This is a genomic window from Citrobacter sp. UYEF32 (assembly GCF_040546205.1).
GTDB classification, from domain to species: Bacteria; Pseudomonadota; Gammaproteobacteria; order Enterobacterales; family Enterobacteriaceae; genus Phytobacter; species Phytobacter diazotrophicus.
Genome location: NZ_JBEPNI010000002.1, coordinates 112,021 through 133,077, shown reverse-complemented (window position 1 = coordinate 133,077; position 21,057 = coordinate 112,021). Strand labels below are relative to the sequence as shown.

Below are 21,057 nucleotides of genomic sequence, written 5' to 3'. Positions count from 1 at the left end.
CTTCAACAGAAATAACGCGCGCGCATTTTCTTATTTATTTCTGTTTAGTTGTCCTCTCTTCTCTGGCTAGCAGCAGGCTCAATGAAGCAGGTAATACCGTCAGTGTTACCAGCGTGGCCACGAGAAGCCCCCCGATAATGGCATAGGCCATCGGCCCCCAAAAAACCTGATGTGATATGGGGATCATCCCCAGTATTGCCGCGCAGGCCGTTAAAACAATGGGACGTGAACGATGTTCCGCTGCCGCAACGATAGCGTCGCGCGAAGCCATCCCCTGCGCCAGGTTACTGTCCACTTCGCTTATCAGGATGACCGCATTGCGAATAATCATCCCTGCCAGCGCGATCACGCCCAGCAATGCCACAAACCCCATCGGCGTACCTGTCGGCAGCATGGCTAATACGATGCCAGGCAAGCCAAAAGGCGCCATAAAGAGTGCCAGCAACATGCGGGAGAAACGCTGCAACTGAATCATTAACAGAACCAGCATGGCGATGAGCGTCACAGGTAACACCGCGAAAACGGAGCTATTTCCCTTCTCCGATTCCGCGACCGTGCCCCCTTCTTCGATGTGATATCCCGCGGGCAGTTGCGCGCGTAATGTATCGATATCCGCACGCAGAGCAGACGACACGGTCTGTGCATTAAGGCCCGGCGCCAGGTCTGTTTGCACGGTAATGAAAGGCAGCCGTTGGCGACGCCAGATAACCGGATCGTCAACGCCCCATACGGGCGTGGCGACTTCGCTAAGTGGAATTTTCTTTCCCGCCGAAGTTGTCAGCACCAGTGACGATAACGTGCTGATATCAAGACGCTCCTTATCGTTTGCACGTAGCACCACATCCACGAGGCGATCATTATCCCGCACGGTGGTGACGGTCCGACCAGACCAGACCGTATTAAGCGTTTGAGCAATATCCTCTGAAGAGACGCCTGCCGCCCGTGCAGCAGTCTGGTTAACATTAAAGGTGATCACTCTTTCCGGTTCGCCCGCGGTCAGGTTAACTTCGCGAGTGAAAGGCGATGCTCCCGTTTTAGCGGCAACACGGTTGGCGATTAAGCGCACCTGGGCATAGTCAGGCCCGCTCACGCGGTATTTTATCGGCCAGCCTACTGGCGGCCCTAATTCGAGGGGGGATACCCGCGTCGTCAGCTCGCCAAACTGGCTGGCTAACAGAGCCGCGAGTTGCCGTTGTAAACGGTCTCTTGCCGCTAAATCCTTCGCGACGATAACGAGTTGCGCAGTGTTTTCATTATCCAGCAAGACTTCCATCGGCAAATAAAAACGTACGGCGCCCGATCCGACATAGGTCGTGTAGTGATCAATATTTTCATTACCGCTTATCGCTTTTTCGAGACGCTCGGCCTGCCGTTCTGTTTCGGGTTGTGACGTATTCGCCGGGAGCGAGAGACTGACCAGCAGTTCGGGCCGATCCGATGCCGGGAAAAATTCCCCCTGCATGTAGGTCGCCCCAACGCCTGACAAAATAAGCGCCAGCAGGGCAATTCCGATTGTCCTCAACCGATAACGCAACACGCGATCCAGTAACGCACGATAGGCCTGAGAAAGCCTGCCTGCGCTCCCGCCATGATGCTTAATATGCGCAGGAAGCAACCAGGTGCCGGTCAATGGCGAGAACAGGATGGCGACGACCCAGGAGCAAAGTAGCGCAATCAGGACAACGGCAAACAGTGAGAAGCAATATTCACCGGCACTCGACGCCGCAAAGCCGACAGGAATAAACCCCGCTATCATCACCAGGGTGCCCGTCAACATGGGAAAAGCCGTGGTTTTGAACGCATAAGTGGCGGCGTTTTTACGCGAGTCGCCCACCTCAAGCCGCGCCACCATAGCTTCAACTGTTATCATCGCATCATCGACCAGAAGCCCGAGCGCAATAATGAGCGCGCCCAGAGAGATGCGCTGCAAGCCAATATTGGCCAGCATCATGCCGACAAATGTCATTGCCAGTACCAGAGGTATTGCCGCAGCAACGACCAGCCCGGCGCGCATACCGAGCGAGATAAATGAAACAGCCAGAACGATCAGAACGGCTTCGATAAGCACGCGGACAAAGCTGCTGACTGCATCGCTCACGACCACAGACTGATCGGCAACTTTTACCATTTCAATACCATGCGGTAACTGGTTTTTGACCTCCTCCATTCTGGCGTTAAGCGTCTTACCGAAAAGCAACATGTTGCCGGTTGAGGCCATCGAAATCGCAAGCCCTATCGCAGGCTGTCCGTTTACCCGAAAAACAGGGGTGGCGGGCTCGGCAATTTGACGCGTGACGGTCGCAATATCCGTCAGGGGAATGTACCGATCATTGATATGCAGTGTGACACCGCGAAGACTCTCTTCTGAGGTCAACGCACCGCTCACACGCAAGGCAACGTTATCGTTTCCGGTACGAATCGTTCCGGAGGGTTCAACGGCATTCTGGGCCTTTAATGCCTCGCTCACCTGCTGAACATCTAATCCCATACCGGCAAGTTGTCGGGGGGAAAAGGCGATAACCATCTGCTCCTGCTGTTCACCCAGAAGCGTAATCTTCCCGATATCTTTCACCGACATCAGATTACGCCGGACAGCTTCTACGCGATCGCGTAACTCCCGCGAAGTGAAACCGTCTGCAGTGAAAGCATAAATAGTGCCGAACGTATCATCAAATTCATCATTCACAGCAGGCCCTTGCACCCCCTCGGGTAACGAGGTTGCAATATCCTGCATTTTTTTACGCACCTGATACCAGATCCCCTGAACGTTCTGCGGTGGCGTGTCGTCTCGCAAGTTCACATAAATCACGCTACTGCCTGCCCGGGTTTCACTTTCTATATAATCAAGCCAGGGTGTCTCCTGCAGTTTTTTCTCCAGCACATCGGTCACCAGCCGGGTTGTATCCTCAATGTTGGCGCCGGGCCACTGCGCAGAGACCACCGCCGTTTTTATGGTAAATGCCGGATCTTCATTACGCGGGAGCTTTTGATAACAGAGGATCCCCGCCACGAGAATCAGCATCATAAACATGCTTACCAGTTGCTGATGTTCAAGCGCCCAGGCGGAAAGGTTGAAGCGTTGCTTTTTATCGGGAGCGTTCATGACTGGCGCTCCCCCGGAATAATTTTTTCGCCATCGCGTAACTTAGTCACCCCTGCGGTAATGACTTTATCGCCGGGATGCAGGCCAGATGAAACGAACGCGGAAGCAGCCGAGTAGCCTGATAAAGTGACCTCACGTAACTGCGCCTCTCCGTTATTACCAATAACAAAGATGGCGGGTTTATCGCCCGTGCGACTCAGCGCGGAGGCTGGGATCCTATAACCAGGCAATGTTGACGACGGTATTTCAATGGTCGCGCTTGCCCCTAACGCCATTGCGGGCTGGTCGTTAAGAGCGACCCTGACTTGCCAGGTTCGGGTTTGTGGGTCGGCCTGCGGGCTGATATCACGCAGTATGCCGGTGGTCTTTACGTCTGGATTCGACAGCAACGCGACCTGAAATACCCGCTCTTTCGCATCGGGTGCGGAAAGTTGCTGCGGGTCAGCAATATCAAATACCACATCGCGTGCCTCACTGGTCGCAAGGGTAAAGACCGTTTGTCCTGCACTGACGACCTGCCCTGCAGAAACACTGACGCGGGTAATCACGCCATCTGCAGGCGCAGTCAGTTTTGTCCAGGCAAGGTTATCCTGCGCATTGCGCAACGCGGCCATACTACTTTTAAGGCGTGAGGCCGCCGATTGCCAGTCAGCGCGCGCCGTATCAAGCTGAGTACGGGCGATAGCGCCGGAGGGCAACAATTTTTGCATGCGATTCAAATTCAGCAACGCGACTTGTTCGGCGGCTTTGGCGCTCTCCACATCGGCGCTGGCGCTGGCAAGTTCATTTGTGCCGGTCTGGTTTTCTAATGTGGCCAGCACTTGTCCCGCATGCACATGATCGCCGATATCAACGAGACGGCTCACCATGCGGCCACTCAGTCGGAAAGCGAGCAGGGTTTCATCGTGGGCACGTATTTCTCCGGTTCGCACATCGACCGGCAAAGAGGATAACGTCTGGATAACCACGTAGCGAACGGGCCGCGGCGGCGCAGCTTTGTGCGTATCCTTCTCGCCACAGCCGGTCAGTAAAAAAATGAACACCAGCGGGGCGATAAACGGCAAAAAAGAAAGAATAGAAAACTGACGCGCGGCATTAAAAAGATGATGCACACTTTGACGAAATAACACGGTGAGTTCTTCTGACATAACGCCACTCCTGATCGGTAATGGCGCCATTACATCTTTATGAAGTCGAGATTCTCTTCATTTTTCATCAAGGATTCATCAAGAATGCATTTATCTGTTGTCAGACGGCAGTGTTATTTCTATCAACAGACCGCCCTTTTCAGGTAAAGACGCGGCAATATTGCCACCGTGGGCAAGGCAAATAGCCCTGGCTATGGATAGCCCCAATCCACTGCCCCCGGAATGCCGCGCCCGCGATGCATCGGCCCGCGTGAAGCGCTCGAAAATGATCGGTAAGAAATCGGGGTCCACGCCAGGGCCGTCATCCGCAAAAGTGATGCTGAACACCTCAGCATCCCGACGAATGCCAATGTTTAGATGCCCACCCTGTCGGCCATAGCGCAAGGCATTTTCCATAATAATCGTGAAGGCCTGCCCCAGACGCAGCGCATCCCCATTGAAAAGCGCAGGTGCAGTATCAACAACATTAATACTCACGCCTGATGTATCCGCCTGTAGCTTTAGCCAGGCTGCACGCTCACGCAATAACTCCCCAAGGCAAAGAGGATGGCGATCGAGCGTCAACTGTCCGGCGTCCGCCAGTGAAAGTAAGTGTAATTCCCCGGTAAGACGGTTCAGGAGTAGCAACTGGTTCATCACCATACTCAGTTGCTCTTGCGTAGGGCTAAAGACGCCATCCAGCATCCCCTGCAGCCGACCTATGGCCGCCGTTAACGGGGAGCGAAGTTCATGCGCCATCGCCACATGCGAAGCGCGCAGTTCGCGTTCATACAGGGCAAGTTGCTGTGTCATGCTGTTAAAATCAACGGCGAAACGTATCATTTCCGCAGGCGCATCCTTGATAAGTTCCGCCTGGCTGCCGAATTGCCCTTGTGTGACTTTATCAGCCGCCTCTCGTAACCGGCTGAACTGAGAGGATAAGGGCCGCGCGTAGCGTAGCCCCATAATGACGATAAAAGGGATCATCACCAGAACAAGTACACCAACCATGATCCAGTCGGTCGAGGCAATGGAGGGGGTCGAGTAACTGATTCCCCACCACGTGTCGACAATGTAATGGAAGCGATCCGGGTTCACATGCGGGTTGTCTTTCAATGCGAGGAATTCGGCTCTGACACTGGCGGGCATATCATGCAAAGCCCAGTAATTCTGGACGGCATAACGTAGCCACATGCACAGCGCAATGATAATCACAGTCCCGATGGCAAGGGCAAGGATACGGGCGCAAATCCAGCGCCAAAGGGACTGATGAACGGGGCTTTTCATAGCTGCTGGAACCTGTATCCAATACCGCGCACGTTTGCCAGAACGCCAGTGACCCCAGCGCTCTCTAATTTTTTACGCAAATTATAAATATGTGTATCCACAACGCGCTCTAGCGCATCGCTGTCCGGAAGGCATTGTTCCAGCAGGAATTGCCGCGTAAAAGGGCGCGTGGGATGGCGCATTAGCGTCGTCAGCATGGAAAATTCAGAGGGCGTAAGATCCAGAACAATCGCCGGTTTTTCGCGATCGGTCACAATGGCGGTAATCGCCACCGTATTGACCGACAGATTTTGCCAGTTAAGTGTCTCTTCGGGTTTTTCAGCGCGCGCGGTGCGGCGCAATACAGCCTGGACTCGCGCAACGACTTCACCAGGAAAATAAGGCTTAACAACGAAATCGTCAGCGCCATAGCGCAATGCGCCAATACGTTCCGACGCCTCCCCCATTGCGGTGACCATAATGACCGGGACATCGCTGTCGCGCCGAATGGAAGCCAGTACTTCGGTGCCACTTATGCCCGGTAGCATAATATCCAACAGAATGAGATCGGGTTTAAGGCGTCGCGCCATTTCCAGCCCTTTAGTCCCGTTTTCTGCTATCAATACGTCAAAACTATCCCGACGGAGGTAGGCTTCCAGTACGTCGGCAGCATCCGTATCGTCTTCAATTATCAATATTTTTCGACAAACCATTTATGTACCCTGGTTTTTTTAGAGAACAGCAATTGCCGATCTGTTACGCCAATACATACAATACCCTTTTTATGACAGTCAATGCGCATTAATAAAATGACAAATGATATAAACCGCCCGGAGAAGATTAAATTCATCAGAGACAGCGCGCTAAAAAGCGGAACTTGACAGTATCTTAACAATTCCCTGACTGTTTATTGATAACAGCCCTTCATACTGAACTATCAGAAAACCATGCGCTGAAATAATACGCTTTTAATGATTCCGGAGATGCTCAATGTTCCCCCAAAAAACAGTACCGTTGATGGCAGGTTTACTCTTTACCTCGGTAACGTCATTTGCGAATGCGGATGACACTGCCGCTAATACAGACACGTTTACCATGGGGATTGCAGGGCAATACGCGCCGCGTTACAGCGGGTCAAATCATCAATTTTTCCAGGTCTTGCCCGTTATTCAGGGGCGAAAAGGCGCGTTTTTTGTTGATTCGGAAAAGGGTCTGGGATATGACCTGCAGGCCGACAACGGCCTGTATTTAGAACACTCGCTGGGTTATAGCCTGGGGCGTTCTGATCGTAATTCCAACTGGCGGGATGGCGCAAATGAATTAAAAGGAATGGGCAATATTAAAGCGGCCATGAATACTGCGCTGGCAGTTGGCTGGTCCATAGCGCCCTGGGTAAGCATTGAAGGAAAAGCCATTCTTCCTGTCACTGATAGCCAGGGGGTAGAATATCAGGCTTCCTTTACGCTTATTCCTTTGCAGAATGAAATCGATACTATCGCACTGCAGAATACAGCCATGTTCGGCGATCGCCGCTATATGCAAATTCATTATGGTGTCAGCCAAAAACAGAGCGATCGCACGGGATATCAAACATTTACCCCTGGCGGAGGTTTATACGGCATAAGCACAAATCTGCTGTGGAACCACCAAATTGACACGCATTGGGGAACAACCTTAAGTGCGGGTTATAACTGGCTGAATGATAATGTTGCAAATAGCCCTATTGTTTTCAGACGAAATACGTTCTCTTTTACCGGTGCCATCACCTATACATTCTAACTACACGTTTTCAAAAATGGAGAGTGAGGATAGACGAAAAAGAGATAATGGCGAGGCGCAGAAAAATGCCACAATTACAAGCAACGGTAATCATGGAAATAACAATGTGGATTGACGCCAATCTGGATAAAAACATCACCATAGCAATCGCTGCAAAAAGAGCGGGGTATTCTAAAAGGCACCTGCAAAGAATCTTCAAAGATCATACAGGGCTCAGCCTTGCTCGATACATCAGACAAAAAAAGATCATGGAAGCGACATCAGATCTACAAAAAACCAGTATGCCTATTATTGAAATAGCCTCTAAGTACGGATTTGACGATCAGCAAAGCTTCTCAAAGACTTTTAAGAAAATTCATAATGCGTCACCCGGGCAATGGCGAAAAAAGAATGGCGAATAACAGATAAATCCCCCCGAAAGTACTGAGACTACTTTTTCGATAAAAATAATTAACAGAGCGTTTTACGTTTAATACTTTTTTAATTCGTCACCACACCAATAACTGGCATTGCCGCCGGTAATGTTTACCGACGGCAATGTTGCGAATCAGTGGCTGGCTTTTTTAATCGCGGCCTGAATCTGTTCCGCGCTCGCCAGCCCAGGGAAGACGGTGATGTTCTCCGGGGTTGCGCCTTTAACCGGCATCACAATCAGCCCTGGCGTCCCGGTGAGTTCCAGCGTCTGCGCCAGCGTATTGGTGCTCTCAAGGATATTGCTGTAATCCGCCTGCGGCTTATCCGTGGCACCGGCAGCCTTCGCAGCAGCATTGATATCCTCGACGGTCAGTTGGCCTTCGTTATGCCCGGTATGGTAAATGCTGTTGTGATAGATGGTATACCCGGCAGCACCTTTCTGCTTCCAGACATCAAGACCGCGCAGCGCGGCTTTCTCTGAGTTCTCCCAGCGCGATGCGAAAATAGGCCACTCTTTGAAGATATAACGTACGTCCGGACTGGTCTTCATCACTTTCTCCAGCTCCGGGGCGAGTTTGCTGCAATAAATGCACTGATAATCGAAGAATTCGATAACCGCCACTTTCGCATCCTGTGGACCAATCACCGGCGTATCTTTGTCACGCAAGAGGGCTTCCTGGTTCTCCATCACCTTCTGGGTAAGCGCCATCTGTTGACGCTCCTGTTCTTGCTGCTGCAATTTCTGGCTGACCTGCACCAGCACCTCCGGATGGGCAACAAGGTAGTCGGCGGCGATTTTACCGATTTGCGCTTCCTGCTCAGGCGTGAATGCCGGCGCAGAGGCGGCCAGCACAGGGCTTAAATGGAAAAGAGTGTATGTGGTCACTAAAGAAATCAGCGTTTTTCTAAAGGTCATCGGTGGTGTCCCTAACGTTTTTTCTGAATAGTTTGCGAACAGGCAGGTGCGTCGTGCTCCGCAATATCGCCATCAAAGATACGCGTTTTCAGTAAAGGTGACACGCCGGAAGTGATAACAGATATGTCGATATAATCACAGGCAGAATAACGAGTGGCGCAGGCTTGCGCGATACCTGCTGCCCGCAGGCTAACGCGGGTAACGAAAGCACATCATTGCCGAATGACGCTCTCCCCTCACCCGCCGTGGAGCCTTAGCTTTCGAGCGAGTTCCCGACGCTTTTATCACGCAGGAAAATCACCATCAGCCCCAGCCAGAACAGGCCGTTGAGCAAATTAAAGAGGCTGAACAGGCCGTTGCCGCCGACCAGATACGCATGTTTACTGACTTCGATACCGACGGTGAAAATCAGCATTTGCAGCATGCCCATCGCCGCCGAAACCGCGCCTTTACTGACATCGCTGGCAAACAGTGTCAGGCGCACCAGCCCGGCGTTAGCCAGACCAATACCAAACGCGTACAGGCTCAAACCTGCCGTCATCCAGAGATATGAATGCGAAGAGGCTACCGTTGCAATGGCCGCGAGGATAAGCCCGGCAGCAATCGGCCAGCCGCCAAGAATAATCAGCGACCGCACGGTACGCCGCGAAGTCAGCCGCGCCAGCACAAGGTTGCCGACAATCAGCGCGCCAAAAATCGGCACCTGCAATAACCCATATTCATAGCTGCTGAGCTGTTCGCCACTGATAATAATAATCGGTGACTGGGCAATCCAGGCCAGCAACGGCAGGCTGACAAAGCCGGTTGCCAGCGCCCCGGCGACGAAGCGAACGTTTTTCATCACCAACGCATAGTCGTGCCACAGGGCTTTTAACGAAAGCGGTTCACCCAGCCGGGTGGCGGTTTCTGGCATCGCCCGTTGCAGCCCGACAAACGCCACCGCCGCCAGCGCGGCAAACAGTACAAACATCCCCTGCCAGGGCGCGGCATGAACCCAGGCTGCACCCACCAGCGGGCCGAGCAGCGGTGCGATAAGCGCCACGTTGGCCATCAGCGCGGTTATCTTAATGCACACCGCCTCTTCAAAAGATTCCTGAATGGCCGCATAGCCGACCGCGCCAATAAAGCACAGGCTGATCCCCTGCAAAAAGCGCAGCAGGGTGAACTGTTCAATGGTTTGCGCCAGCAGCGTGGCAAGACAGGTCACTACGAACCACACCACCCCGGTCAGCATAACCGGTCGACGGCCAATACGGTCCGACAGCGGCCCCAGCAGCCACTGTAAAAACATGCCGCCCGCAAGGTAGGCGGTCATTGATGTCGGCACCCACTCAATCCCTGCCTGATATTGCTCGACCACGATCAGCATACCGGGCTGAATCATATCGTTGGCGATATAGGTTGAGAATTCGTACAGGACCAGGCAAAGGGGAAATAACAGTGCCTGCCGTCCCAGGCGGCGACCAGTAAGTGTAGGGTTTTGCATGCCATCTCTTTTACGTGAAAAATCGCGCAGAGTGTAATCAAAGCAGTCGGTCGACGATAGTGAATTATGCCAGTCGCACCGTGGAAAGCACTTTTTTCAACCTTAAGGTTTACTTAATCATCCCTGCGTACCGTGTCACATCAATGCAATAATCGGCTTAAGAATCGTCTAACTCTCCGTGAAATAAGCGGAAACGACTTTACCGTTTATCGCGCCGCTTTTAAGGTGAGCGCTGTCATCAAACATTCACATCAGCCAGAGCCCGGAGTCATAAAGAGCATGTTGGAAAATCTGAATTACACGCTGTTCGCGATGATCAACGCCACACCGGATTCCCCCGCATGGATGATTGCCGCCGCACGGTTTATCGCCAACGATGTAATCAGCATCGTGCCGCTACTTGCCGTAGCACTATGGCTCTGGGGGCCGCGTAAACAGCTTAGCGCACAGCGCCAGTTAGTCATTAAAGTCACCATGGCGATGGCGATCAGCATGAGTCTTTCGCTGGTGTTGGGGCATCTGTTCCCTCATAACCGCCCGTTTGTCGATCATGTCGGTTACAACTTTCTGCCCCATTCGCCGGATTACTCGTTCCCGAGCGATCACGGTACGGTGATTTTTACGTTTGCCATTGCCTTCATTGCCTGGCATCGGGCCTGGTCCGGCGCGGTACTGATGCTGGTTGCGCTGGCGATTGCCTGGTCTCGCGTGTACGTGGGGGTACACTGGCCGCTCGATATGGTGGGCGGTCTGTTTGTTGGTCTGTGCGGTTGTCTGAGCGCGCAGATACTGTGGCAGATCTTCGGTCCGGCGCTGCACCGCACGCTACAGCATATTTACCGCCTCTGTTTTGCCTTTCCGATTCGCCGGGGCTGGGTACGTGACTAAGCCCGGCGGCAAAGGTAAGATGAACGCCCTGCTAAACGCGGGGCTTTCTTTTATTCAGGGGTATTATGGAAACAAGACGTGACGAACGGATAAGCCAGTTACTGTCGGCGCTCAAGCGCAGCGATAAGCTGCATCTGAAAGAGGCCGCTGCCCTTCTGGGTGTTTCAGAAATGACGATTCGCCGCGATCTCAGCGCCAACAGCGCGCCGGTTGTGCTACTGGGCGGCTATATCGTGCTTGAGCCGCGCACCGCCAGCCATTATCTGCTAAGCGATCAGAAAACCCGTCTGGTCGATGAAAAGCGCCGTGCGGCAGAATTAGCCGCGCAACTGGTGCAGCCACACCAAATGGTGTTTTTTGACTGCGGCACCACCACCCCCTGGATTATCGAAGCCATTCCGGCCGACCTGCCGTTCACCGGGGTGTGCTACTCCCTGAATACGTTCCTTGCCCTCCAGGAAAAGCCGCTGTGCCGTGCCATCCTGAGCGGCGGCGAATTTCATGCCAGTAATGCCATTTTTCAGCCGCTCAATTTCAAAGAGACACTGAGCTATCTGCGCCCGGATATGGCCTTTTATTCTGCCGCCGGGGTTCACATTGAGCAGGGGGTTACCTGCTTTAATCTGGAAGAGTTACCGCTAAAACACTGGGCGATGGCGAGCGCGCAATTTCATGTCCTGGTAGTTGATCACAGTAAGTTCGGCAAAGTGCGTCCGGCGTGCATGGGAGATTTGAGCCATTTTGACGCTATCGTCAGCGACTGTCGCCCGGACGAGGCGCTGGTTGAGTTCGCCAAAGCTGAGCAGATCAAACTGGTATTCTGACCGTGCCCCCACGGGGCACGGTGTGCTGTTATCAGGCGAACCAGCCAAACCACTGGTGGAATTTCATCAGCACAAAATCCCACATCCGGCCAAAGAATCCGGCCTCTTCAACTGCTTCCATCACAATCAGCGGGCGCTTCTCAATGGTCTGTCCGTTAAGCTGAAAATCAATGGTGCCGACAACCTGCCCCTGTTTAAGCGGCGCGGTAAGCTGCGGTTCGCTTAAGGTATAAGAGGCTTTCAGGTTTTTCAGTTGCCCTTTCGGGATGGTGACCGAACCGGCCTCCCCCGCGCCCAGTTTTGCCTCGCTTTGCGCGCCAAACCAGACGCGTTGATTTACAAAGGTGGCGTCTGGCTTGATAGGCGTGACCGTTTCGAAGAAGCGGAAGCCCCAGGTCAACAGCTTTTCCGACTCGTTAAAACGGATGCGGTCGGTTTTCGCCCCCAGCACCACAGAAATCAGGCGCATGTCGCCCATTGTTGCCGACGCCACCAGGTTGTACCCAGCGCCATCCGTTGTCCCGGTTTTCATCCCGTCAACGTTCATGCTGGTACTCCACAGCAGACGGTTGCGGTTCGGCTGACGAATTTTGTTGAAGGTGAACTCTTTCTCTTTGTGGATAGCGTACTCGTCCGGCACATCGTGAATCAGCGCCTTTCCGAGCAACGCCATATCGCGGGCGGTACTGAACTGCCCCGGCGCGTCCAGCCCGTGGACGGTCTTGAAGGTGGTGTTGGTCAGGCCGAGCTTTTGCGAGTAGCTGTTCATCAGGCTGACGAAAGAATCCTGGCTGCCCGCCACGAAATCGGCAATGGCGATGCTGGCGTCATTGCCAGACTGAATAATGACCCCTTTGTTGAGGTCAGCCACCGAGACCTGATCCCCCGGCTTGAGGAACATCAGTGAAGAGCCCCGTAACGCCGGGTTTCCGGTAGCCCAGGCATCTTTACCTACCGTCACGATGTCGGTCAGGTGAATCTTCCCTGCCTTCAACGCCTGGCCGACAACGTAGCTGGTCATCAATTTGGTGAGGCTGGCAGGGTCCAGTTTCTCATCGGCATTCCCTTCTGCCAGCACCTTACCGCTGGCGTAATCCATGAGGATCCATGCGCGGGCATCAACAGGCGGAGCCTCCGGCGCTTGTTCCACTGCATACAGAGAAGGTGAAAAGAGAACGATCAATGCGGCTCCCGCCGCCAGGCCGCGTGGAAATAAAGAAAAATGCGTCATATAGGCCACCCAGGTATCCATTCTGAAATCAACGTCGCACCACCGTGCAGCAACAAGCCGTGAGTAATAGCGCATAACAAGCGTGAATAAAAGCACTGGAAAGTAAAGTTTATGCAATAACATATTGTTGTGCTCTGGCGCGTGGATAATTTTGTAAATCGTTGCCAGAACGTTAACTTTATCTCAACATGGAAGGCCTCAGACTGGGTGGTAAACACAAGGGGGTAACATGATTACGCTATGGGGCAGGAATAACTCCTCCAACGTCAAAAAAGTGCGCTGGATACTTGAAGAGCTTGAACTGCCGTACGAACACATTCTCGCGGGCGGCGCGTTTGGCCTGAACCGCGAAGCCGAATTTCTGGCAATGAATCCCAACGGTCTGGTGCCATTGCTGCGCGATGACGAAACTGACGTTGTGCTGTGGGAATCCAATACCATTGTTCGCTACCTGGCCGCGCAGTATGGTCAACGCCGCCTGTGGAACGATGAACCCGCGGTGCGCGCACAGGGGGAAAAGTGGATGGACTGGGCGCTGTCCACGCTGGCGCCGAAACACGGTATTTTGCTGGTGGGACTGGTGCGCACCCCCGTCGAAAAACGCGACAATGCGGCTATTGAAGCGGGTATCAATGCCTGTGAAGCGCTCTTTGCCCTGCTTGACGACGCCCTGGCCCAACAGCCGTGGCTCTCCGGCGCGGAGTTCGGCCCCGGTGATATTGCCGTCGCGCCCTTTATCTACAACCTCTACAACATCGGGCTAAGCTGGACGCCACGCCCACATCTTGAACGCTGGTACCAGACGCTGACGCAGCGCCCGGCGTTTCGTGACGTGGTGATGATTCCGGTAACCTGATAAGCCTGCCCGGTGCCCCCTTACCGCGCCGGGCTGACTTTTAGCAGTTCACCGTCTGACGCATCGGTCAGCACATACAGATAACCATCCGGCCCGACGCGGACATCGCGAATGCGCGCCTTGCGGTCTTTAAGGATGCGTCCATCTTCGGTCACGGTGTTGCCGTTTACGCTCATCACAATGACATCTTCATCTTTCAGCGCACCGATAAAGAGTTTATTTTTCCACTCGGGAAAGACATCGGAGTTATAGAACGCCATGCCGCTGATAGCCGGCGATTTTTTCCAGTAGAAAATGGGCTGTTCGGTCCCCTCGACCCTCCCCCCTTTCGCCTCGGGAATGGGTAATCCGCTGTAATTTATCCCCCAGGTCGCCAGCGGCCAGCCGTAATTTTTTCCTTTCCCGGCAATATTGATTTCATCACCACCGCGCGGACCATGCTCATGCATCCACAGGGTGTGACTCCACGGATTCATCGCCATCCCCTGTGGGTTACGAAGCCCGTATGCCCAGATTTCAGGCCGTGCTCCGGCTTTCCCAACGAAGGGGTTATCCGGCGGGACTTTACCCTGGTCGGTCAGACGAACCAGTTTGCCCTGTAATTTGTCGAGGTCTTGTGCAGTGGGGCGTTGGTTATTTTCCCCCAGCGCAATCCACAGGTAGCCTTTACCGTCAAACACCATGCGTCCGCCAAAGTGATTGCCGGTCGACAATTTGGGCTGCTGGCGAAAAACCACCTGGAAAGCCTCAAGGTGTTTTGCATCATCACTAAGGCGGCCATACCCCACGACTGTGCCCGCTTTGCCGTCCTGCCCGGCTTCGGCGTAGCTCAGCCAGACCCGTCGAGACTTAGCAAAGTCCGGGGCCAGCACCACATCCAACAGACCTCCCTGCCCGTTAGCCCAGACCTTCGGAATACCGGTTATCGGGTCAGAAAGGCCGTTCCCCGGCTGCCATTGTCGCAACTGACCGCCGCGCATCGTTATCAGCATGCCCTGATCGCCTGGCAAAAAAGCCAGAGACCAGGGGTGGTCGAGTTTGGTTTGTAACACCTCAACCTTCACGGGCGCGGGGGCTGCGATGACAGAGGCTGAAAGGAATATCGCAGGAATAATAAACGCGACGGAACGATGCATGACCCACTCCTTTATTCATGGTTTGCATAAAGGTTAGCCAGCACGGCCAGGCGAAAGGGGATTTTTACAAAAGCTTAAAAAGAAAGGGGGGAGTGGCCTCCCCCGCGTTTAGATTTCGGCAAGCGATACATGTTCGGAAAGATACTTGATACTGAAATTCAGCACGTTAAAGGCTCTTTCCAGTTTTTCGACGTTCACCGCTATATAGGTTGGGCAATCCTGGCGCCCGCTTAACAGGCACACTGCCACAGAGGAGATAGCCTCCTCCGCGCGATATAGCGCCCCTCGGGTATCGGCATCCTGCAATGTGTTCAGTTGCACACCGTTATCGCGTATTTCCCTGGCAAGATCGAAGAAGTGCTCGCGTAATTGATCGTTTTCGCTGACTGACATATACCCTTTCGCTTTTCGCATCTGGATATAGGTCGCAAGATCAGCTCTGGCATCGACCAGTTTGTCCAACAGACATTGTGTAAGTTCGTCAACGGTCATACGTTCCCCCCCTTGTCAGCCATCAGGCACAACTTATAGTATGGCTGTTTTTTGAGCGAAAGCATGCGCAACTTCAATTATTAAACGCAGACGAAACTTCTTTACACTTTAGGGCTGCTTAACATTATCCCCGACTGGCAAGCCACGCACGCCAGCCGCCATATTCCGTGATGTCCGTTGCGCCCTCTAATCCATTATTTTCACAAATGAATCCGGTCAGCCACTGCCCCTCTTCGAGCTCCACTTTGCCTAACCCGAGCGGTGCCGGGATCCCCGCCAGAAATGATCCCAATTCACTGGACGGCAGCGTCCACACCTCAACGGCAATGGCCCTGCCGCCTTCGCTAACGCGAACCATCCCCGGACGCTTGCCATCCGCCAGCGCATACAGGCGGTAAGCAGGTGCACTTAGCGTCGCCTCCACCAGATGTCCCTGACGCTGGCGCAACTGATAATTGAGCGCCAGACCGTCAAGATGTGCACCGCAGACCACCACGTTTACCCGATCATTTACCGCAGCATGCGTGGGGGCATCAGCCTCGATGGTCGTGCCCCCAGGCAGGCTCAGCGGATTCACACGCTGCAAGGCATCCGCCACGCTCAGCAGATACTGATCGGTAAAGGCGCGGCCAAACAGGGTCACGCCCGAGGGGAGTCCATTGGACATAAACCCGACCGGAACCGCGACGGCCGCGTAATCGAGCAGGTTCATGAAATTGGTGTAGTACCCGAGATCAGAATTGCGCTTCACCGGTTCATCGCGCAGTTCAGCCAGCGTTACCGGACGCGGGTAGGTCGGCGTCAGTACGCAATCCAGCGCATCGAGCAAGGCATCGCATTGCCGTTTATAGCTCTGCAACCGATACAGACCGTCAAACGCGCTAACCGCATCGGTGGTCGGGGCTTTTTGCAGAACATCGCGGATAACCGGCAGGACCGCATCCGGCTGCTGCTCAATCAAATGGCCTGCCACATGGTAGCGCTCTGCCACCCAGGGTCCTTCATAAAGCAATTTTGCCGCCGCCAGAAACGGCGTGAAATCAAGCGCGACCGGTATTCCCCCCAGCGCCTCCAGTTGCGCTTTGGCGTGATAAAAGAGCGCTTCACTCTCGGCACAGCCCAGGAACTCCAGCTTATCCGGCACGCCAAAACGAAACCCGGCCTGCGGCACGCCAAACGCCTGTTTGCTGTTCCACAGTGGGTTATGGCGGCTGTAGTCGTCATCCGGGTCCTGGATTGCGGTCAGCGCCAGCAGGGTACTGGCCTCGGCGGCCGTGGCGGTAAAGAAGGTGACGCAATCCAGGGTTCGGCACGCTGGCACGACGCCCGCCGTTGAAATCAGCCCTTTGGTGGCTTTCAGCCCCACCAGATTGTTCAGCGACGCGGGGACGCGCCCGCTTCCTGCGGTGTCAGTACCTAAGGAAAAACTGGCGACGCCCAGCGCCACCGCCAGCGATGACCCGGCGCTGGAGCCACCCGACGGATACTCAGGATGAACGCTGTTGCGACAGGCGCCATAAGGCGAACGGGTGCCGTTCAGTCCGGTGGCAAACTGATCGAGGTTGGTTTTACCCAACGGAATCGCCCCCAGGGCAATCAACTGGCGCACCAGGGTGGCATCCTGCCCGGCCATATAAGCAAATGCCGGGCAGGCCGCCGTGGTGGGAACGCCTGCGAGATCGATATTGTCTTTGATGGCGAACGGAATGCCGTACAGCGGCAGATCCTCCGGCTGATGTTGCTCCAGCGCCGACAGATACGGTTCCAGTTCGGCTTCATTCAGAATATGAATGAACAGATGAAATTCCGGGTTGAGCGCCATCGCCCGCTCGCGCAATTGCATGATAAGCGCACGCGGCGTTATCTCACCGCTGCGGTAGCGTTTCGCCAGCGTATCGAGGCGCAAATCAAAGGTCTGTGTCATTGTGCTTTCTCCATCACCACTACGCATTGCCCGGCGCGCACGGAGCTTCCCGGCTGCACCCGAACCTGACTGACCACGCCGTCATGCGGCGCAGTTAACGGAATTTCCATCTTCATCGACTCAAGCACCACCAGCGTCTGGCCCTCTTTCACCACAGAGCCCACTTCCACATTGACCTGCCAGAGGTTGCCGGAAACCGGGCTGTCGACGCCGCTTTCCCCGGCACTGAGCGGGGCATCGTCCCCCTCGTCGGCAATCACATCGCTGCTGTCGAAATGGGCCTGGCCGCTGGCAATCCAGCGATCGCGCTCAGCGGCAAACGCCTGCTGTTGATGGGTGCGGTTCGCCGCAATGCTCTGCGCTTCATCGGCCAGGAACTGTTGATATTCCGCCAGGCGCAGGATAGTCTGTTCGATGCGCAGCGGGTAGCGGCCAAGCGGGAAGTCCCGACGGATGGTGAGCAGTTCATCGGCAGAGACCGGGTAAAAGCGAATCTGATCGAAAAAGCGCAGCAGCCACGGCTTACCGCCAAAATCAGCGACCGCACGATAGCGATTCCACATTTGTAGGGTGCGGCCCACAAACTGATATCCCCCCGGCCCTTCCATGCCATACACACAGAGGTATGCGCCGCCAATGCCGACGGAGTTTTCCGCCGTCCAGGTACGCGCCGGGTTGTATTTGGTGGTCACCAGACGGTGACGCGGGTCGAGTGGTGTCGCCACCGGCGCGCCAAGGTAAACATCTCCCAGCCCCATCACCAGATAACGGGCATCAAAGACGGTTTTGTAGACCTCGTCGATATTTTCCAGATCGTTAATCCGGCGGATAAATTCGAGATTACTCGGGCACCATGGCGCGTCGCGGCGCACGGTGGTCATGTATTTTTCAATCGCCTTCTGACAGGCCGGGTCATCCCAGGAGAGCGGCAGCCAGACCACCCGCGACGGCACATCCAGATCTTCGCGCTGGCACACATCGGCCCATAGATCGTGAATAATCGCCAGCAAACGGCTCAGCGCCAGGGTTTCCGGCTGATAATGCACCTGCAATGAACGGATCCCCGGCGTCAGATCGATAACCCCCTCCAGCGCGCGGGATTCCAGCGCCTGCATCAGGGCGTGACCGCGAAAACGCAGCACCAGGTCGAGTTCCGGTTCGCCTATTTCCAGCAGCAGATGGGTATCGCCTGAAAGACGCGCCACCAGCCGCTTATCCGCTTCTCCGGTCTCCAGCACCACCGGGGAAGCCAGCGCGGCAGGATGCCAGTTGACGGCGACAGGTTGCAGTGTTTCCACTTCCTGGCGGCTGGCCTGTGCCAGCCGCCGCGCCGTTGCCACGTCCACCGGGATGAAACGCACCTTGTCCCCCGCTTTCAGTTGCCCAAGCTGGTGCAAATCCGCTTCGATAACGGTCACCGGGCAGACAAAACCGCCGAGGCTTGGGCCATCCGGGCCGAGGATAACTGGCATATCCCCGGTGAAATCCACCGCGCCAATGGCATACGGGTTGTCATGAATATTGGACGGGTGCAGCCCCGCCTCGCCGCCGCTCTCGCGCACCCACTCCGGCTTCGGCCCAATCAGGCGGATCCCGGTTCGGCTTGAGTTGAAGTGCACTTCCCAGTCGGTGGCAAAAAAGGTGTTGATATACGCGCCGGTGAAATATTCCGGTGCCCCATGCGGCCCATAGATCACGCGCAGTTCACGCACGGCAGGCAGTGTGGTCTGCAACGCCTGCGCGAGCACAACACCGCTTGCGCGGTTCGTCAGCGGGTTGAGATGCAGCACATCGCCGGTACGCAGCGCGCGCCCGGCGTGACCGCCAAACTGCCCGAGGGTAAAGGTGCTTTTGCTGCCAAGATAATCCGGCACATTAATGCCACCGCGCAGGCAAAGATAGCTGCGCACCCCGGCACCGCTCACTTCCCCCAGACGCAGGGTGCTGCCCGCGGAGATCGTAAACACGGTATGCATCGCAAGCGCTGTACCGTCGAGCGTTACCCCGATACTCGCCCCGGTCACTACCGCCACGGCGTCGGTATTAAATTTCAGCGTCGGACCGCTGAGCGTGATTTCCAGCGCAGCATCGGTTGCCGCATTCCCCAATAACGCATTGCCCAGACGCAGCGCGCGATCATCCATCGGGCCGGACGGCGGCACACCCACCGCCCAGTAGCCCTGGCGGCCAGGGTAATCCTGCACCGTGGTTTGAGTTCCGGCGCTCACCACCTCAAGGGTAGTGGCCTGGTAGCGCAACCCTTCCAGGCAGCGCGTCCAGGGCTCGCCCTCCGCAAACGGGGCAAAGGCTAAAATCTGGCGCAGGTACTGGCGGTTGGTCTCTACGCCATACAGACGGGTTTCGCCCAGCGCGGCATCCAGGCAGGCAATCGCCTGCGCACGCGTGGGCTGCCAGGTGATGATTTTCGCCAGCATCGGATCAAAAAACGGCGGCACTTCGCAGCCCGCTTCCACCCAAGTGTCAATGCGCAGCGTGCGGCGATCGTCGGACGGCAACGCCACGTCGGTCAGTAGCCCCGGCGACGGCTGGAACTGGCGGCCCGGATCTTCGGCATAAACGCGCGCCTGCACGGCATGTCCCTGCGGCGTGAGCCCTGCAACCAGCTCGGTCAGCGGCGGCAGATCGCCAGCGGCCAGTTCAATCATCCAGCGCACCAGATCCACGCCCCAGACCTGCTCGGTAACACCATGCTCCACCTGCAAACGGGTGTTCACTTCCAGGAAGTAAAAGCGTTTTGCGTCACTGTCATAGACAAATTCAACGGTCCCGGCGCTGCGGTAATTCACCGCTTTACCCAGTTTGATGGCCGCTGAGCACAGCGCCGCTTCCATGCCATCCGGCAGGTTCGGCGCGGGGGTCTCTTCCAGCACTTTCTGGTTACGGCGTTGTACCGAGCAGTCGCGCACGCCAAGGGAAACCACCTCACCCTTACCGTCGCCAAAAATTTGCACTTCCAGATGACGCGCGCGCTCGATGTACTTCTCAATAAACACACCCGCGTCGCTAAAGTTGTTTTTGCCCAGCCGCACTACCGCGTCAAAGGCATCGGCCAGTTCATCGGCGCTATAGCACACCCGCATTCCGATACCGCCGCCGCCCGCGGTGCTTTTCAGCATCACCGGGAACCCCACCTGCGCGGTAGCGTGCTGCGCTTCATCGAGGTTTGCCAGCAGCTCTGTGCCTTCCAGCATCGGTACGCCATGCGCTTTCGCCAGCGCGCGGGCCGTATGTTTTAAGCCAAAGACCCGCAGTTGTTCCGGCGTCGGGCCCACAAATGCTATTCCTGCGGCTTCGCAGGCTTCGGCAAAGGCGGCGTTCTCAGAAAGAAAACCGTAGCCGGGATGAATCGCCTGTGCGCCGCTCTGGCGGGCCGCATCAATAATTTTTTCGCTGACCAGATAGGTCTGTGCCGCCGGGCCGTCGCCCAGGCTAATGGCTTCATCGGCATCACGAATATGCAGACTGCTGGCGTCGGCCTCAGACCAGACGGCAACGCCGGTGACATTGAGTGTGCGCAAGGTGCGCAGGATACGGCAGGCGATCGCGCCACGGTTAGCGATAAGGAGTTTCGTAAACATAGTCAGGACTCAATCG

General features: G+C 55.3%; 16 protein-coding genes. 5 read left to right on the top strand and 11 right to left on the bottom strand.

Annotation, left to right across the window (positions count from 1 at the left end; genetic code table 11):
- Window positions 1-34: 34 nt before the first annotated feature.
- The 4 genes from ABIB59_RS04870 to ABIB59_RS04855 form a co-directional block, all read right to left on the bottom strand.
- Entirely contained in the window at window positions 35-3,103 is a 3,069-nt protein-coding gene (locus ABIB59_RS04870; RefSeq protein WP_354034241.1) for an efflux RND transporter permease subunit, read from the bottom strand.
- Window positions 3,100-4,251, bottom strand: a complete 1,152-nt coding sequence (locus tag ABIB59_RS04865) for an efflux RND transporter periplasmic adaptor subunit (protein ID WP_125125059.1) — start codon at window positions 4,249-4,251, stop codon at window positions 3,100-3,102. The genes ABIB59_RS04870 and ABIB59_RS04865 overlap by 4 nt, the downstream gene beginning before the upstream one ends.
- A 90-nt stretch (window positions 4,252-4,341) precedes the next feature.
- Window positions 4,342-5,517: a sensor histidine kinase gene (locus ABIB59_RS04860; protein ID WP_039078483.1), complete on the bottom strand. Its 1,176-nt coding sequence runs from the start codon at window positions 5,515-5,517 to the stop codon at window positions 4,342-4,344.
- On the bottom strand, window positions 5,514-6,209 hold the full coding sequence (locus ABIB59_RS04855; protein ID WP_079498308.1) for a response regulator: 696 nt from the start codon (window positions 6,207-6,209) through the stop codon (window positions 5,514-5,516). The genes ABIB59_RS04860 and ABIB59_RS04855 overlap by 4 nt, the downstream gene beginning before the upstream one ends.
- A 277-nt stretch (window positions 6,210-6,486) precedes the next feature.
- Here ABIB59_RS04855 and ABIB59_RS04850 point away from each other — a divergent pair, with 277 nt between their 5' ends.
- Together ABIB59_RS04850 and ABIB59_RS04845 are read left to right on the top strand one after the other, a co-directional pair.
- Entirely contained in the window at window positions 6,487-7,275 is a 789-nt protein-coding gene (locus tag ABIB59_RS04850) for a MipA/OmpV family protein (RefSeq protein ID WP_420488976.1), read from the top strand.
- 65 nt (window positions 7,276-7,340) lie between these two features.
- Window positions 7,341-7,676 carry a helix-turn-helix transcriptional regulator gene (locus ABIB59_RS04845; protein ID WP_354034238.1) on the top strand — a complete coding sequence of 112 codons (336 nt, stop codon included), beginning with the start codon at window positions 7,341-7,343 and terminating at the stop codon, window positions 7,674-7,676.
- Between the two features lie 146 nt (window positions 7,677-7,822).
- Here ABIB59_RS04845 and ABIB59_RS04840 read toward each other — a convergent pair whose 3' ends face one another.
- Together ABIB59_RS04840 and ABIB59_RS04835 are read right to left on the bottom strand one after the other, a co-directional pair.
- Window positions 7,823-8,605: a DsbA family protein gene (locus ABIB59_RS04840; protein WP_354034236.1), complete on the bottom strand. Its 783-nt coding sequence runs from the start codon at window positions 8,603-8,605 to the stop codon at window positions 7,823-7,825.
- 253 nt (window positions 8,606-8,858) lie between these two features.
- Window positions 8,859-10,091 carry an MFS transporter gene (locus ABIB59_RS04835; protein WP_354034234.1) on the bottom strand — a complete coding sequence of 411 codons (1,233 nt, stop codon included), beginning with the start codon at window positions 10,089-10,091 and terminating at the stop codon, window positions 8,859-8,861.
- A 279-nt stretch (window positions 10,092-10,370) separates the two neighbouring features.
- Between ABIB59_RS04835 and ybjG the strand changes: the two genes are divergently transcribed.
- Both ybjG and deoR read left to right on the top strand, forming a co-directional pair.
- Window positions 10,371-10,979, top strand: coding sequence for an undecaprenyl-diphosphate phosphatase (gene ybjG, locus ABIB59_RS04830; RefSeq protein ID WP_108701753.1), 609 nt, complete (start codon window positions 10,371-10,373; stop codon window positions 10,977-10,979).
- A gap of 65 nt (window positions 10,980-11,044) precedes the next feature.
- Window positions 11,045-11,803 (top strand): DNA-binding transcriptional repressor DeoR, encoded by a 759-nt coding sequence (gene deoR, locus ABIB59_RS04825; RefSeq protein WP_039078476.1) that lies wholly within the window; start codon window positions 11,045-11,047, stop codon window positions 11,801-11,803.
- A gap of 31 nt (window positions 11,804-11,834) precedes the next feature.
- Here deoR and dacC read toward each other — a convergent pair whose 3' ends face one another.
- Window positions 11,835-13,034, bottom strand: coding sequence for a serine-type D-Ala-D-Ala carboxypeptidase (dacC, locus tag ABIB59_RS04820; RefSeq protein ID WP_071196090.1), 1,200 nt, complete (start codon window positions 13,032-13,034; stop codon window positions 11,835-11,837).
- Window positions 13,035-13,263: 229 nt separating this feature from the next.
- Here dacC and ABIB59_RS04815 point away from each other — a divergent pair, with 229 nt between their 5' ends.
- Entirely contained in the window at window positions 13,264-13,890 is a 627-nt protein-coding gene (locus ABIB59_RS04815) for a glutathione S-transferase family protein (protein WP_039078475.1), read from the top strand.
- 20 nt (window positions 13,891-13,910) lie between these two features.
- On the opposite strand, the gene ABIB59_RS04810 is transcribed toward ABIB59_RS04815, so the two are convergent.
- The 4 genes from ABIB59_RS04810 to uca form a co-directional block, all read right to left on the bottom strand.
- Window positions 13,911-15,026 (bottom strand): PQQ-dependent sugar dehydrogenase, encoded by a 1,116-nt coding sequence (locus ABIB59_RS04810; RefSeq protein WP_354034231.1) that lies wholly within the window; start codon window positions 15,024-15,026, stop codon window positions 13,911-13,913.
- A 108-nt stretch (window positions 15,027-15,134) separates the two neighbouring features.
- Window positions 15,135-15,518, bottom strand: coding sequence for a biofilm formation regulator BssR (locus ABIB59_RS04805; protein WP_039077160.1), 384 nt, complete (start codon window positions 15,516-15,518; stop codon window positions 15,135-15,137).
- Window positions 15,519-15,642: 124 nt separating this feature from the next.
- Complete coding sequence (gene atzF, locus ABIB59_RS04800) at window positions 15,643-17,442, bottom strand: allophanate hydrolase (RefSeq protein ID WP_354034229.1); 1,800 nt, start codon at window positions 17,440-17,442, stop codon at window positions 15,643-15,645.
- Entirely contained in the window at window positions 17,439-21,041 is a 3,603-nt protein-coding gene (gene uca / locus ABIB59_RS04795) for an urea carboxylase (protein ID WP_354034227.1), read from the bottom strand. Before uca ends, atzF begins: the two co-directional genes overlap by 4 nt.
- Between the last annotated feature and the right edge of the window lie 16 nt (window positions 21,042-21,057).

Coding starts and splice junctions, on each gene's coding strand:
- ABIB59_RS04835 (WP_354034234.1), bottom strand. CDS start 10,091: ATGCAAAACCCTACACTTACTGGTCGCCGCCTGGGACGGCAGGCACTG.
- ybjG (WP_108701753.1), top strand. CDS start 10,371: ATGTTGGAAAATCTGAATTACACGCTGTTCGCGATGATCAACGCCACA.
- ABIB59_RS04860 (WP_039078483.1), bottom strand. CDS start 5,517: ATGAAAAGCCCCGTTCATCAGTCCCTTTGGCGCTGGATTTGCGCCCGT.
- ABIB59_RS04815 (WP_039078475.1), top strand. CDS start 13,264: ATGATTACGCTATGGGGCAGGAATAACTCCTCCAACGTCAAAAAAGTG.
- ABIB59_RS04840 (WP_354034236.1), bottom strand. CDS start 8,605: ATGACCTTTAGAAAAACGCTGATTTCTTTAGTGACCACATACACTCTT.
- ABIB59_RS04850 (WP_420488976.1), top strand. CDS start 6,487: ATGTTCCCCCAAAAAACAGTACCGTTGATGGCAGGTTTACTCTTTACC.
- ABIB59_RS04845 (WP_354034238.1), top strand. CDS start 7,341: ATGCCACAATTACAAGCAACGGTAATCATGGAAATAACAATGTGGATT.
- ABIB59_RS04870 (WP_354034241.1), bottom strand. CDS start 3,103: ATGAACGCTCCCGATAAAAAGCAACGCTTCAACCTTTCCGCCTGGGCG.
- uca (WP_354034227.1), bottom strand. CDS start 21,041: ATGTTTACGAAACTCCTTATCGCTAACCGTGGCGCGATCGCCTGCCGT.
- ABIB59_RS04865 (WP_125125059.1), bottom strand. CDS start 4,251: ATGTCAGAAGAACTCACCGTGTTATTTCGTCAAAGTGTGCATCATCTT.
- ABIB59_RS04855 (WP_079498308.1), bottom strand. CDS start 6,209: ATGGTTTGTCGAAAAATATTGATAATTGAAGACGATACGGATGCTGCC.
- ABIB59_RS04805 (WP_039077160.1), bottom strand. CDS start 15,518: ATGACCGTTGACGAACTTACACAATGTCTGTTGGACAAACTGGTCGAT.
- ABIB59_RS04810 (WP_354034231.1), bottom strand. CDS start 15,026: ATGCATCGTTCCGTCGCGTTTATTATTCCTGCGATATTCCTTTCAGCC.
- atzF (WP_354034229.1), bottom strand. CDS start 17,442: ATGACACAGACCTTTGATTTGCGCCTCGATACGCTGGCGAAACGCTAC.
- dacC (WP_071196090.1), bottom strand. CDS start 13,034: ATGACGCATTTTTCTTTATTTCCACGCGGCCTGGCGGCGGGAGCCGCA.
- deoR (WP_039078476.1), top strand. CDS start 11,045: ATGGAAACAAGACGTGACGAACGGATAAGCCAGTTACTGTCGGCGCTC.